Raw genomic sequence first — 13,939 nt, 5'->3', positions numbered from 1 at the left:
ACGGGAGTTGACGCCAATGCTCAATCGCATGGAGCTGATTCGGATCTTTTCGGTGGCGGCGCAATCGACCACGTTTCGCGATGCAGCCACCCGCCTCGGCACCTCTCCGCAGACCGTGACACGCGCCATCAAAGAACTGGAGCGCACGCTTGGGGAGCTGTTGTTCCACCGCAGCACGCGGCAGGTTCACGTCACCGCTTTTGGTGCCAAACTCGCCTTGCAAGCCCGGGAAACCCTGGAACGGGTGGATCAGTTGTTTATCGCCAACAGTAAACAGGAGGCAAAAGGCGTCGTCGGCATCACGGCCCCCCACGCCATTGGCAAGCTGTATCTGATTGAGTTTCTGAAACCGCTGATGCGGGAGAATCCCGGCCTGAGCATCGACCTGAGCCTGGATGACCAGCTCACCGACGCGGTGGCCAACAAGATTGACATCGGTATTCGTGTTGGAGCTGTGCGGGATCGGCGCTATATCGCCAGAACGGTGGCCCATGTCGACCTGAAAATCGTCGCGGCGCCGTCACTCCTCGACACCGTGCAATGCCCTGGCAGCATCGAGGATCTGAAACGCTTGCCCCTGTCGATGCTGATCGATCGCAAAAACGGCCGCCCCTGGCCGTGGGTGCTTGCCGAGGGGCAAACGTTCCTGCCTGCCTCCCCGGCATTTACCTGCGACGATCCAGAAACCGAGCGAGAGATTGTTCTGGCGGGAATCGCCTTTGGGCAAATGCCCGGTTATCTGGCAGAACCCTATCTGTCTGAAGGGCGACTGGTCGAGCTCATGCAACACGATGCCCCGCCGCCTTCCGAATTGATCATGTATCGCCCGCAATCAGGGCCCGTGGCACCGAGAGTGAGGCTGGTGTACGACCACCTGGTCAACTGCTTCTCAGATCCGCGTGTTTTTGCGCAGAGCGCGCGCTGAAAGAGTTGGGTGGAAAAACACCCGTGAGCCTCATCTTCCTTTTTCGTCGTACTGGGACAGGATCGTTTCCAGCAGGCCCGGAAAACGGTGACTCAAGTCTTCCCTACGCAACGAGTTCATGTGGGTCGTGCCGATGGTCTGGGTTTGAACCAGTCCGGCATCTCGCAGCACCCGGAAATGGTGGGACATGGTGGACTTCGCACGGCCACCGTCCAGCTCGCCACAGCTGGCCTCTCCCAGCTCGGCGAGGCGCCGGACAATCTCCAGGCGTACAGGGTCGCTCAAGGCGTAAAACAGACGCTCAAGAACGAATTCACTGAGAGGAAGGTGTTTGAAGGGGCGCATGAGCGAATCATACACGGGTTTGCTCTATGTCAATAGTTCGAATATTATCGAACAAGAGAAATAGTATCCCTCGGAGAAAAACCTAATGTCTGCGCTGTTCCAACCTTTCACGCTCAAGGATGTCTCCCTTCGCAACCGGATCGCGATTCCCCCCATGTGCATGTACTCGGCCAATGATGGCCTGATCAACGATTGGCACACTGTGCACTATGCCACCCTCGCGCGTGGCGGCGCAGGACTGGTGGTCGTCGAGGCGACTGCCGTGTCACCCGAAGGACGGATCACGCCTGGCTGCGCTGGTATCTGGAATGATGAGCTCGCCCGTGCCTTCGTGCCGGTGGTGCAATCGATCAAGGCTGCCGGCGCAGTGCCAGGTATCCAGATTGCCCACGCGGGGCGCAAGGCCAGTGCGAACCGTCCTTGGGAAGGTGACGATCATATCGGCGAGGATGATTCGCGTGGCTGGCAGACCATCGCCCCGTCGGCTGTTGCCTTTGGCGCTCAGCTCGCCAAGCAGCCGAAAGCCATGACGCTGGAGGATATCGCCCGGGTGCGCGAGGATTTTGTCTCAGCCGCTCGCCGTGCACGTGAAGCTGGCTTCGAGTGGTTAGAGCTGCATTTCGCCCATGGCTATCTGGCCCAGTCATTCCTCTCTGAACACTCCAACCTTCGTGACGACGCCTATGGCGGAAACTTCGATAACCGTAGCCGCTTTCTGCTGGAAACACTGGCGGCGGTTCGCGAAGTATGGCCAGAGCACTTGCCGCTGACCGCTCGCCTGGGTGTTATCGAATACGACGGCCGGGATGAACAGACCTTGTCAGAGGCTATCGAACTGACACGTCGTTTCAAGGACGGTGGTTTGGACTTGCTCAGCGTCAGTATCGGGTTCACCATCCCTGAATCCAACATTCCTTGGGCCCCCGGTTTCATGGGCGAAGTTACCCAGCGGGTACGGCGCGAGACGGGGATTGCGGTGGCCTCGGCATGGGGCTTCGGCACGCCGAGCGTCGCCGAAGAAGCGGTGAGAAGTGGTCAACTGGACCTGGCGATGATTGGCCGGGCGCACCTGGGCAATCCTAACTGGTCCTATTCAGCCGCCCAGGCGCTGGGTGTAGAGCGTGCTGCCTGGACCTTGCCCGCTCCCTATGCCCATTGGCTTGAACGCTACAGGTGATCCCGCCGGAGCGAGAGCGCTCGCGTGGCCTTAGGGCTATCAACTTGGTCGAATGCCCAAGTGGGCAAGATTGTTGTCGCGCTCTCACCCGGATTCAGGTTTTTGGCCGCATGGCCGGCATGGACATCTTCGATACACCCGTGCCAGCCAATGCTCCCTCTTCATATCGCACACAGACAGGAGGTTTGATGACCACCCCTCTGACACTGATTGCCACCTTGGTCGCCAAGGCCGGCTTCGAAGTCGAGCTCGAGCAGACGCTGCAGGGCCTGCAAGGCCCAAGCCGAAGCGAAGCGGACTGCATCCAGTACGATTTCCACCGTGATGCCGAGCAGGCTCGCACTTTCCACATGATCGAGCAGTGGCGGGACGAAGCGGCGCTGACTGCTCACGAAGCGACACCGCATTTTCAGGCAGCGCTCCCTTTCATCGAACGCGCTGCTGAAAAGCTCACCATCACGAAAATGTATCGCATCTCCTGAGGATCTTCGAATGAAAGCCATTGCACACTTCAAATGCCTGCCTATTGAACATCCCGACGCCTTGGTGGAGATCGATATACCCGAGCCAGTGCCGGGGCCGCGCGACTTGCTCGTAGAGGTAAAGGCCGTATCGGTCAATCCTGTCGATACCAAGGTGCGGCAGGGCTACGTACCGCACGAGGACGAAAGCCAGCCGCGCATCCTCGGTTGGGACGCTGCCGGCGTGGTCAAGTCGGTCGGCAGCGACGTAACGCTCTTCAAGCCCGGTGACAGGGTCTGGTACGCCGGATCGCTGATCCGCCCGGGCAGCAACAGTGAGCTGCAACTGGTGGACGAGCGTATCGTCGGCTCAATACCCCAGTCGCTGGATTTCAGCGAGGCTGCGGCATTGCCACTGACTTCCTTGACCGCTTGGGAATTGCTGTTTGATCGCCTCGGTGTTGCACGCGATACCACCGACCGGGGCGAAACGCTGCTGATCATCGGCGCTGCAGGCGGGGTGGGTTCAATCCTGACTCAGCTGGCGCGTCAGCTAACCGGGTTGACGATCATTGGTACGGCTTCGCGCCCTGAAACCCAGACCTGGGTCACCGAGCTTGGTGCGCATCATGTCATCGACCATACCAAGCCACTCAGCGAGGAGCTCAAGCGCATCGGTATCGCACAAGTCAGCCATGTCGCTAGCCTGACCCAGACCGATCGGCACTACGAGCAAATCATCGAATCACTGAAGCCTCAGGGCAAGCTGGGCCTGATCGATGACCCGGCCACGCTTGACGCCGTACCGCTCAAGCGCAAGAGCCTGTCGTTGCACTGGGAGCTGATGTACACCCGCTCGCTTTACGAGACAGAGGACATGCAAGAGCAGCACAACATCCTCAACGAAATTGCGCGGCGCATTGATGCGGGTGACTTGCGCACCACCGTTGGCGAAAACTACGGGCGCATCAGCGCAGAAAATCTTCGTCGAGCCCATGCTCTGCTGGAAAGCGGCAAGGCGAAGGGCAAGATCGTGCTGGAAGGCTTCTAAGAGGGCGTAGACAAAATAAATCAAACCGGCTGCACCACCTACCTAATGTCCTGAGCGTCGGGCGGATAATCCTGCACAGAAGCACCCGTGTTATCGGGTGCCTTCCTCAGCGTGGCCGGACTGAAAGCGGCTATTCGTCCTCATGACACTCGTTAGAGAAGCGGAATGCTATAGCTTACAAAAACTCGGTTCTGATCTACGTTACGAGCCGCTTCGCTGTTGGACTTGCCGTTACGCCAGCCGAACCCGACACCTTTAAGCGCTCCGGACTGAAGGACGTAGTCCAGGCTAATGTCTCTTTCCCATTCCTTTTGGTTGTCGCCGGACGTAGTTTTAATATTATCGCCGGAGAGGTACATGACCGAGCCTTTCAGGCCAGGAACTCCCAGAGCGGCAAAGTCGTAAGCATACTGACCGAAAGCTGTGCGCTCGCCTGCGCGGGTGAACGTTTGGATCAGGCGGTCTGTATACAGATACAGGCTTGCTCCACCGGCGCCCTTGTCTATCAGGCTGCCCTGATTGAGTTGAGTGAAGTTGCTGCCATCCGACACACTTTGGTACCCCGCAGTAATCGCGTGGCCACCCAGCGTGTAAATCAACGCGGCACTCCAGGTACGGTTGTCGATCTCTCCATCACCGTTTTTGGTGTAGCCATTAATTCTGTAGCCTGACGTACCGGAGCTATTTGCACCTGACGAGTCAGTTTTGAAGTAGCGCAGGTCGGTTTTAAGGGACTGATTGTCCGAGAGCGCAAGGGTGTGAATCAATCCAAAAAAATGCTGCGTATAGTAGTTATCGAGGTTTGCGTAGTAGTACTGAGCTGTCAGATCCTTTGTGACACTCCAATCGCCCCCGGCGAAGTCAAACTGATTGCTCTCACGCGTACCACCAGCAACGGCCAACCCCGTCTGATCGCTTGAACCACGCCCTGTCGCATGTTCGATCCGACCTCCAGTCAAGGTCAGCCCCTTGAACTCGCTCGAGGTGATTTGACCGCCCTCGAAGGTTTGTGGAAGTACGCGCCCATCGTTGGCAACCAGAATTGGGAGTTTCGGAATCAAGGTGCCGTAGCGAAGTTCAGTTTTCGACATTTTGACTTTTCCGGTCAGCCCCACCCGGCTCCACTCGTCGACGGCACGGTTGTCACTGTCAGAAGGCATCATGGTGCTGCCGACATGCCGTCCTTTGCCGCTGTCCAGGGTAACCCCCAGCAATCCCAGGCCATCGACACCAAAGCCAACCATGCCATCGGTATAACCCGATTTGAAGCCCAACATGAAACCCTGCGCCCATTCTTCGGTTTTGGAAGGGGCGGCAGTGCCATCGCGGTTGTCGTTATTGAAGTAGAAGTTCCTCATCCCCAAGGTGGCCTTGCTATCACTTAGAAAGTCAGCATACGCCTGTGCACTCAGGGTGATACCAAGAAACACCGAACTTGCAGCAATTTTTTTCCTACTCAATTGTATAGCGCTCCATTTGTTATTTTAAAGTAATAGAAGCAACGCAAAATCTTAGAGGTCAACGCAACGCACACGAAGGACCGGTACTTAGTCAATTTCAACTAGCCCAATAATTGGCACGCCATTTTATTCTTCTGAACATCCTGCTCCATGGCAGCGCGTTGGAAAAAACCACCGAGGTGATCTGCACATGAGCATGAGGTGAACGGATGATCGTCGCATGTAGCGTACCCGTAGGGCGCCGATATGGCCGGTCTGGCTTTCGATAGCAGGTGGGAATCTGGTCATTTTTCGTGGCTCTTGTTGTTTTACAGCGCGAGAGCGCTAGAGCCAAGTGTGTGTGAAAGGCGCAGGGAGCGCTTTGCCTGGGGAGATGGAGTTTTGCGCCGAAGTCTGGAAATTTGTCTTTGCGTCTGATTTAAGGGGCTGGGACCCGACACAATTCCGGTCATGTTCGACGACTTCGATGACTTTATGGATAGCGACCGGGCTCTATAACTTTTTAATTTTGAGCGTTCATCACATAAGTGGCGAATGCAGATCCTTCGCGGTTTTCCACAAGGCACTTTGGCCACGATATTTATCTTAAATACAAGTATTTCATAGGATTAACCTCTCCCATTCTGACATGGTTTTTTTCGACTATCTGAGCCTTTTTCGTGAATCAGTAGTCTATAAAGTGCACGCCCGATGTTCTTTAAAACAACAAAAAGCAGCCAACTAATTTTGGCGCTTGGGCACACTGACGCGCTCGAGAACTCAGACCATCTCAGGATCAGAAATAAAACCTTTCTTTATAAAAAGAAATGGCACAAATAACTATTCACTTGATTTGGAGAGGGCGCCGTGCGAAAGCTTGGCTTGGGCTTACTGGTAACTGGCGTTTTAGGGCAACTATCAGCTCTACTATGGACCTACACGTCCACAGGACCAACTTGTGAAAATAACGTCGACAATTCATACATCCAGCAAAAAGTGACAGACTTCGAGCAAGAATTTGACGACATCGCTAATAAAGTTTGCGACAGAAATCAGTACAAATCTTCCCGACGAATTCACGCCCGCATTGAATACGCCCAGCCGCCATCGCGCACTAAAAGCCATTCAGCAACTGGAGTTGCCGGTAGCGCGTAAAGAAAACAATTTTGTCGTCATAGGCCCATATAAACATAAGCAGGACGCGGCTCGAGTCGTGAAAGAGCTGAGTGAAAGTCATGGCGTTCGAGGATGGATGATGGCAGGAAATTGACATAGTCCAATTTAGCGCTGGGCCGACCTTGAACAACCAGCTACTTATTGCATGCCACAAGAGAGCATTCATGATCGCAAAAGAACTTAGAGCTGAACTTGCCCTGAAGAAATTCCTGGACGCCAATCTATGGATTCAGCTTGAACTCAGCGAGCTGAATTACAGCCTCGCTGAAAACTGCGGGCTCTCGCCAGAAGAATATCGCCTTAAATTTCTGAAAGAAGCATTTGAAGCAGAAGCCGACGCGCACGGCTGCGATTGCTGGGACTTCATCCTGCAGTGGGCGGCCGAAACCAAGGAAGAACTTGAATTGATGCGCGAAGAACGCATGAAAGAGATTTATGACTTTATGGACAATTAATAGACGCTACAAATTTCGTAACCTTTAAAAGCTCAGAGTTTCAAGATGAAAGACTAACTTCATCGGCGGGAGCATTACCCAATACTCCCGCCCTCCTCTCGGTTCAAACCGCCGTATAACTATCAACCACACGCCGATACTGGCTGGGGGAAGCGCCGATGTGCTGACGGAAAACCCGTGTGAAATGACCTTGCTCGGAGAACCCGAGGTTCTCAGACAACAGGCCCAACGTGCCACTGCGCTCACGCTCCAGCCAGGCAAAAGCCCGGCGCATGCGCGCGTCGTTAAGCAGCAGGGTCGGGGTCATGCCGGTGTCTTTCTTGAACAGCGCAAAGAAGTGTGCCCGAGACAGACCACAGGCCCGCGCGGCGTTGTCGATCGGGTTCGGATCATCGAGGTGCTCAAGCAACCAGGCGGTGCCACGGCGCACGCGCGCATCCCGGAACTCACCTGTGTTGGGCGCACCCAGTAGCGACAAATGCCGCCAGCTGGAAAAGTCCTCGATCAGTTCGATCAGGAAGTCGAACAGCATGAACTCCAAACGCTCTTTCGGCACGATCCCACAACCATGCGCTTCGGCGACCAGGATGTCGGCCAGAGTGCGATTTCGACTCGACAGCTCGATGCATGATTGGGCAAAAAAGTCCGGCCGACCGCTGAGCGCCAGCGATTGCTGGGCAGTGGCCAGCCAGGCGGGCTCTATGTAAAGCGCCAGGATTAGCGTGGCACCGGCACCCGGCTGCGGATCGTAGAAATGCGGCTCCCAGGCGTTGACCAACACCGCGGTGCGATCACTGAGCGGAACCCGTCGACCGTTAACGTTGAAGTAAGTATCCTCGCCGGACACTTTGACCAGCACATGGCATTCGGAATGGGTATGGGTGACCAGCGAATGATCCATATTCAGCAAGGCGACCCGGCCAAACCTGCCGTGGAAAACCCGTTGGGCAATCGACATCAGATTCCTCCTCGCTTGAACCGATATTGTTATCGGCCTCAATGCATATCATCGGGGCGCTTATCTATTTCTCAAGCCCGTCGATCGGTCCATGGTTCAGCCAGACTTGGCTGGCCACTATCGCGCGCGAATGACCGAGCGTCTACCTCGACTTTCGCAGCCCCCACGTTCGTCGGAAAAACCGCCTTACAAGGCATGGCGTTCTTTGCCGTGATAAGCGCGCAGGATATCGGCCACCACCGCCAGAGCGATCTCCGCCGGGGCCTTGCTGCCCAGATCGAGGCCGATGGGCATGTGCAAACGGGCAATCTGTTCATCCGTCAGACCACCGATGCGCTTGAGCCGCTCGGCGCGCTTGGCCGAGGTTGCCTGAGAACCCATGGCACCGATGTAAAACGCCGGGGTGTGAACCGCTTCCATCAGCGCCAGATCATCGATTCGAGGATCGTGAGTCAGCGCCACCACCGCAGTCGCCGCATGGCAACCACCAGCGGCGATGTACATCGAGGGCAGCACGCGTTGCATCTCCACGCCTTCGAGCTGCACATGCTGCATCTCATCCCGGGGGTCGCAGGCGATGACTTCGCAGCCGATGGCGCGGGCGAAACTGGCGCAAACTTCAGCGACCGGCGACAGCCCGGCCAGAATCAGTCGCAACGCAGGGCCAACACTGATGCGCACCGTCTCGTCGACGACTTGCACCCGCTCGCTGCCGTGTCCGATGTCTGCGTCCAGGCGCAAGGCTCCGCTGCTCAACTCGACATGGCGCAGCAGACGCCGCTGACCCAGTAACGCCGCTTGCAGACTCTCCAGGTGCTCGATCCATTCGAGACTCGCAGCGCGGTGCTCGACCAGCACGATCAGCACGCCACCACAGGGTAATCGCAGACGGTGGCGTTGCTCGACGCTGTCGCCATAACTGACGATCTGCGCCGGTTCGCGTAATTCACCGCGCGTCAGGCTTTCGAGAAACTCCTCCTCGACGCAGCCACCCGACAGCGAGCCGACGTGTTCGCCCGAGCCATTGGTCACCAGCATCGCCCCCGGCGCACGCGGCGCCGAGCCATAGGTGGAGAGCACCGTACACAGCCACTGGGCCTGCCCGGCGCGAGCCCATTGCAGTGCCTGGTCGATCACCTGAACATCGAGATGACGCATGTTTTCTGTACCTCAAGCAAAGCGTGGTGCTGCAGACAGGGTTACGTTTACGGTAACCTGCGAGCAACCTTGTTCAATCGTTGATTCAACATGTCGCCACAACAATTTCTGCAACTTGGGCCGCTGCGCCTGGAATATCGCCAAATTCCTGCGGCTGACCCATCGCGACCGACGCTTGTGCTGTTGCACGAAGGCCTCGGCAGCGCCGATCAATGGAAAGACTTCCCCCAGCGCCTGGCCCAGGCCAGCGGTTGCGGTGTGGTCACCTACAGTCGTCAGGGTTATGGGCAATCGAGCCCGGTAACCCTGCCGCGTCCGCTGAACTACCTGAGCAGCGACGGCCCTCGTGAACTGCGGCAATTGCTCGATGCCTTGCAACTGCCGCAAGTGGTTTTGCTCGGTCACAGTGACGGCGCCTCCATTGTCCTCGCCTATGCCGCCGCCAATGATCCCCGCGTATTGGGCAGCATTGCACTGGCGCCTCACGTGATTGTCGAGACCGAGAGCCTCGATGGCATTCGCCATACCACCGAGGTTTGGCATCAGGGCGAATTGCGCGAACGCCTGGCACGCCACCATGGGACCAATGTCGACGGCGCCTTTCACGGTTGGAGCGACAGCTGGTTGCACCCGGACTTTTCCTTGGACGATCTCGAAGCGCAGTTGGCTTATATCGAAAGGCCGCTGCTGGTCATTCAGGGTCGCGAAGACCACTACGCCACGCCCGAGCAACTGATGGTCATCCAGCGACAGGTGCCTGGGCCGTGCCGCTGTGTGTTGCTGGATAACTGCCGGCACTTTCCCCAGACCGAAGCGACCGAGCGGACCTTGCAGCTGATCTGCGAATTCCTGGAGCGCCTCCCCGCCTGAATGCCCCGAATGTGACTCAACCATCGATCACCTCATCCAGCGTTGCTACGCGCTCCGGTCGTTCGCGCCAGCGACGGACGACACCCAGTTCGATATCGAACATATCCAGCACCCTTCCTACAGTGTGATCGATCATGTCATCCAGGCTGGTCGGCTTGGCATAGAACGCAGGCACTGGCGGCGCGATCACCGCACCGAGTTCAGCCAACTCGGTCATGCTGCGCAGGTGATTGCGGTGCAGTGGCGTCTCGCGAACCATCAGCACCAGGCGCCGGCGCTCCTTGAGCACCACGTCGGCGGCGCGGGTCAGCAGCGTTGAGGTCACGCCGCTGGCAATTTCTGACAGGCTGCGTATCGAACACGGCGCGATGATCATGCCCATGGTTTTGAACGAGCCACTGGCAATTGCCGCGCCGATGTCCTGATTGATGTAGCTAACGTCAGCAAGGGTCTTGATCTGAGACCAGGACATCTCGGTTTCATGGGCCAAAGTAATCAGCGCCGACTTGCTGACCACCAGATGGGTTTCAATCGGCGTGTCGCGCAACAGCTCCAGTAGACGTACGCCATAAACGGCGCCGGAGGCACCGGAAATTCCTACGATCAGCCGCTGCGGCCGGCTATTACTGGGAACGCTCATGGTCGCCTTCCTCTATCGGGCCTTCTTTGTAGAAATGGATGGCGTCGAGTGCGGTGGTCATGGTTTTGCCGATCATCTCGATGAACAGCATTGCCGCCGGGGTCAGTGGTCGACGGGCGTCGTGCACACAGACCATGCGCCGGCTGATCCCCGGCGCGGCCAGCGGATAGGCGCGCAACGCGCCTTCGTGCAATCCGCGATGCAAGACGGTTGCCGGCAGCACGCTGACCCAGTCGCTGCGACGCAAGAAGTCCTCAATGACCGCCAGATCGTCCACCTCCAACTGCGGGGTGACTTCAATGCCCTGGGCGGCAAGGTGCTGGTCGATGACCATACGCAGCCCGTGACGACGCGAGGGCAGCACCAGTTTGAATCCCGCCAGACTGGCCAACGGCAAGGGCAACGCTCCGTTAAGGCGATTGGCTGCACCGGTGGCGACCAGTAGCTCCTCATCGAAAATGTCGTGGCCGATCAGGTGCTCATGCTGAAAGCTTTGGTTGATGACCGCGAAATCCAGCACGCCGGTCAGGACCTTCGCGATCAACTCCTGGCTGTAGCCCGAGGTGACGCTCAATTCAACCTGTGGCTGATGCTCGACGAAATGCGCCAGGGTGCTGGCCAACGCGTTGTTGGCGGCAGACGCGATCAGCCCGGCACTGATGCGTCCGCCGATCTGGCCGCTACGGTCGATCAGGGCCTGACGCGCCGCCAGCAGCTGGCCAAGAATCGGCATGAACAAACGATAAGCCTGATCGCCGGCCTCGGTCGGCGCCATGCCCTTGGAGCTGCGCTCGAACAACGTCTGCCCGAGTTCTTCCTCAAGCCTGGCGATCTGCATCGACAACGCCGGTTGCACGATATTCAAGCGCTGCGCAGCCCGGGTGACGGAGCCTTCCTCATAAAGGCAGGTAAAATACTTCAGATGGCGCAGCTCCATGGTCACCCTCGCGTGCGCGCTCAACCGAGCGTGCCGACGTTCTGATAAATGTGTTTGAGCTCGCTGAAATCCAGCAGCGCATCGACGCCATGCAAGCGCCCCAGGCCGCTCTTGCGGTAGCCACCGGTTTCCGCCTCGGCGAACAATTTGTTGTGGTCGTTCAGCCACACCGTACCGTTGCGCAGTGCCCGAGCGACACGCCAGGCGCGAGCGCCCTGCCCGGTCCAGACACTCGCCGACAGACCGAACTCGGTATGGTTGGCGCGCGCTACTGCCTCGGCTTCATCTTCGAAGGACTCCAGCACCAGCAACGGGCCGAAGATTTCCTCCTGGCAGAAGAACGCGCCGCTGTCGCGGTGGGCGATCAGTGCAGGGGCGAGGAAGGCGCCCTGACTCAGCGCGCCATCCGGGCGGCCGCCGGCCAGCAGCACCTCGTCGCAACAGTCCAGCGCCTCGGCGATGCGCCTCTCGACCTTGTCGCGCGACTGCCAGTCGATCAGCGGGCCCATTTGCGTCGCCGCCTCCAAACCGTGGCCCAGGCGGATTTCGCCGAGCGCGGCACTGAGCGCACGTTTCATCTCGGCAAAACGGCTGGCCTGCACCAGCACGCGCCGTGCGGCGGTGCACTGTTGGCCGGAAATGATGGTTGCTGCTGCCGCCAGTTTCGGTGCGATAGCCTCGACGTCGGTATCCTCGAAGACCAGGCAACAGGATTTGCCGCCGAGTTCAAGGGACAGCTTCTTCATGGTCGCTGCGGCGTCTTGCATGATGCGCTGGCCGGTTGCGGTGGAGCCAGTAAAGCTGAGCACATCTACCAGCGGCGAAGCCACCAGGTACGCCGCGCCGACATGCCCAGTTTCAGCGAACAGGTTGACCGCGCCGGCCGGTAGGCCCGGTAGGGCGAATAGCGGCTCGAGCATGGCCGCGTTGAATAGCGCGGTCTGCGGCGCCGGCTTGATCACCGCGGTGCAGCCGGCCGCCAATGCCGGGGCGAGGGCGCGCACCAGCAGCACCGCCGGGGCATTCCATGGAATGATCAGCCCCGCGACCCCGGCCGGTTCACGCAGCATGTTGGAGAACTCGCCAGGCGCCACCTCCATCACATGGCCGGGATTGTGTCGGGCCAGACCGGCATAATAGACAATCTCGGAAATCGCCCCGGCTATCTCGCCGCGCGATTGCACCAGGGCCTTGCCATTCTCGCGGGTGAGCAGCTGCGCCAGTTCCTCCTGGCGTGCCTTGAGGCCTGCGGCCCAATCCAGCAGCAATTGCTGACGCAGGCGCGGATTCTGTGACCACTGCGGGTTGGCGAAGGCGCGCGCGGCGGCGGAGACCGCCGCTTGCGCCTCGGCTTCGCCGCCATCGGCGAAGCGGCCGATCAACTCGCAGCTGGCCGGGTCGAAGCTGTCCGCCCAATGTCCCGCGTCGGTCCATTGCCCATCGATGAAATGTCTGCTTTGCATGAGTCCTCCGGTATTCCGTGGGTCAGCGAGCAGCGGTCGACCACCAGAACCGACCGCTCATTGAGTCGCTGTCAGAGCTGGTGTTCGGTAGCCGCTTTGGACGCGCGCTCGACCTGCTGCGCATCAACGCGAGCCTGGTCCTCGGGTTTGCGCGCCGCATCCGACATGCCATTGAACAGCGTGCCCAGCACGCCCTTGTTCAAGTCGCTGGTGCCAAACAGTGCATCGCAGATCGGAAAGGTCAGGTTGAAATTGCGCGTGTGCATGAAGTCCGGGTTGTGATGCAGGACATGCATGCGGCGCACCGTGTTGACCAGCGGCATGGCATCGAGCAGCGGATGCTCGAGGTGCGACAGCGTGTGCAGGCCTTCGTACATCAGGAAGTAGGCCGCCATCGTCAACATTGCGATATAGCCGGCGTTGGCCGTCCATAACGTGCCCAGCAGCAGGGCCAGCGGCAGCGCGGCCATCACGAACAACACCGGAGCGAATGGGGGAAACAGCAGAGCGCGCCAATCCTGATGGCCGTGATAGTCCAGCGTCTTGTGCGAGAAGAACTGATGGTGGGTGGCGACATGCCGCTTGTAGGCCGGCTTGAGCCAGCTCCTCGGGCTGTGTAGCAAATAACGGTGGCCCGCCCATTCGGCCCAATTGCCGAACAGGAACATCGGCACTACCACCAGCAACCACTCCTGCCAGCTCGCATCGACAATCTGGCTGGCGCAGTACCAGAGCACCCCGCCGGTGAACAGCAGGGTGAAAGCCAGGTGCATTTCGCCGCGATACCACTTGGGTGTGGACGCACGATAGCTCTCGCGGTATGCGTGCGAACGCTCAACGATTTGTTGTTCACGATTCATAACGGTTTACCCTTTCAATGAAAT

At 58.5% G+C, this 13,939-nt stretch carries 15 protein-coding genes; 7 read left to right on the top strand and 8 right to left on the bottom strand.

The features are described 5' to 3' along the window. Positions 1 to 16: 16 nt before the first annotated feature. On the top strand, positions 17 to 925 hold the full coding sequence (locus FIV38_RS02660; protein WP_034113320.1) for a LysR family transcriptional regulator: 909 nt from the start codon (positions 17 to 19) through the stop codon (positions 923 to 925). A 30-nt stretch (positions 926 to 955) separates the two neighbouring features. Here the strand turns inward: FIV38_RS02660 and FIV38_RS02655 are convergent, their stop codons facing one another. Beyond that, entirely contained in the window at positions 956 to 1,270 is a 315-nt protein-coding gene (locus FIV38_RS02655; protein ID WP_017737778.1) for an ArsR/SmtB family transcription factor, read from the bottom strand. An 85-nt stretch (positions 1,271 to 1,355) separates the two neighbouring features. Here FIV38_RS02655 and FIV38_RS02650 point away from each other — a divergent pair, with 85 nt between their 5' ends. The 3 genes from FIV38_RS02650 to FIV38_RS02640 all read left to right on the top strand — a co-directional run bounded on the left by FIV38_RS02650 (position 1,356) and on the right by FIV38_RS02640 (position 3,959). Continuing rightward, the gene (locus FIV38_RS02650; RefSeq protein WP_026136919.1) at positions 1,356 to 2,447 is read left to right on the top strand and encodes an NADH:flavin oxidoreductase/NADH oxidase; all 1,092 of its coding nucleotides are present in this window, start codon (positions 1,356 to 1,358) and stop codon (positions 2,445 to 2,447) included. A gap of 188 nt (positions 2,448 to 2,635) precedes the next feature. Then, positions 2,636 to 2,929 (top strand): putative quinol monooxygenase, encoded by a 294-nt coding sequence (locus FIV38_RS02645; protein WP_017737780.1) that lies wholly within the window; start codon positions 2,636 to 2,638, stop codon positions 2,927 to 2,929. A 10-nt stretch (positions 2,930 to 2,939) separates the two neighbouring features. Beyond that, positions 2,940 to 3,959, top strand: coding sequence for a zinc-binding alcohol dehydrogenase family protein (locus FIV38_RS02640; protein WP_017737781.1), 1,020 nt, complete (start codon positions 2,940 to 2,942; stop codon positions 3,957 to 3,959). 152 nt (positions 3,960 to 4,111) lie between these two features. Here FIV38_RS02640 and FIV38_RS02635 read toward each other — a convergent pair whose 3' ends face one another. Further along, on the bottom strand, positions 4,112 to 5,419 hold the full coding sequence (locus tag FIV38_RS02635) for an OprD family porin (RefSeq protein WP_092231335.1): 1,308 nt from the start codon (positions 5,417 to 5,419) through the stop codon (positions 4,112 to 4,114). Between the two features lie 997 nt (positions 5,420 to 6,416). Here FIV38_RS02635 and FIV38_RS30205 point away from each other — a divergent pair. After that, positions 6,417 to 6,668: an SPOR domain-containing protein gene (locus FIV38_RS30205; RefSeq protein WP_232243876.1), complete on the top strand. Its 252-nt coding sequence runs from the start codon at positions 6,417 to 6,419 to the stop codon at positions 6,666 to 6,668. Between the two features lie 70 nt (positions 6,669 to 6,738). Then, positions 6,739 to 7,029 carry a DUF6388 family protein gene (locus tag FIV38_RS02625; RefSeq protein WP_017737784.1) on the top strand — a complete coding sequence of 97 codons (291 nt, stop codon included), beginning with the start codon at positions 6,739 to 6,741 and terminating at the stop codon, positions 7,027 to 7,029. Positions 7,030 to 7,132: 103 nt separating this feature from the next. Here FIV38_RS02625 and FIV38_RS02620 read toward each other — a convergent pair whose 3' ends face one another. Then, entirely contained in the window at positions 7,133 to 7,987 is an 855-nt protein-coding gene (locus tag FIV38_RS02620) for a helix-turn-helix transcriptional regulator (RefSeq protein ID WP_092231338.1), read from the bottom strand. 186 nt (positions 7,988 to 8,173) lie between these two features. After that, positions 8,174 to 9,145 carry an XdhC family protein gene (locus FIV38_RS02615; protein WP_092231341.1) on the bottom strand — a complete coding sequence of 324 codons (972 nt, stop codon included), beginning with the start codon at positions 9,143 to 9,145 and terminating at the stop codon, positions 8,174 to 8,176. A gap of 90 nt (positions 9,146 to 9,235) precedes the next feature. Between FIV38_RS02615 and FIV38_RS02610 the strand changes: the two genes are divergently transcribed. After that, a complete protein-coding gene (locus FIV38_RS02610) occupies positions 9,236 to 10,015 on the top strand; it encodes an alpha/beta fold hydrolase (protein WP_017737787.1) in 780 nt (259 codons plus the stop codon). Between the two features lie 16 nt (positions 10,016 to 10,031). Here FIV38_RS02610 and FIV38_RS02605 read toward each other — a convergent pair whose 3' ends face one another. The 4 genes from FIV38_RS02605 to FIV38_RS02590 form a co-directional block, all read right to left on the bottom strand. After that, positions 10,032 to 10,655 carry a UbiX family flavin prenyltransferase gene (locus FIV38_RS02605; protein WP_026136920.1) on the bottom strand — a complete coding sequence of 208 codons (624 nt, stop codon included), beginning with the start codon at positions 10,653 to 10,655 and terminating at the stop codon, positions 10,032 to 10,034. Then, positions 10,639 to 11,592, bottom strand: coding sequence for a LysR family transcriptional regulator (locus FIV38_RS02600; protein WP_017737789.1), 954 nt, complete (start codon positions 11,590 to 11,592; stop codon positions 10,639 to 10,641). The genes FIV38_RS02605 and FIV38_RS02600 overlap by 17 nt, the downstream gene beginning before the upstream one ends. Positions 11,593 to 11,612: 20 nt before the next feature. Beyond that, complete coding sequence (locus FIV38_RS02595; RefSeq protein WP_017737790.1) at positions 11,613 to 13,055, bottom strand: aldehyde dehydrogenase family protein; 1,443 nt, start codon at positions 13,053 to 13,055, stop codon at positions 11,613 to 11,615. Between the two features lie 71 nt (positions 13,056 to 13,126). Continuing rightward, positions 13,127 to 13,915 carry a sterol desaturase family protein gene (locus tag FIV38_RS02590; protein WP_092231344.1) on the bottom strand — a complete coding sequence of 263 codons (789 nt, stop codon included), beginning with the start codon at positions 13,913 to 13,915 and terminating at the stop codon, positions 13,127 to 13,129. Between the last annotated feature and the right edge of the window lie 24 nt (positions 13,916 to 13,939).

This window comes from Pseudomonas proteolytica (genome assembly GCF_007858275.1).
GTDB classification, from domain to species: Bacteria; Pseudomonadota; Gammaproteobacteria; order Pseudomonadales; family Pseudomonadaceae; genus Aquipseudomonas; species Aquipseudomonas proteolytica.
This window is presented reverse-complemented; position numbering and strand designations above follow the sequence as displayed.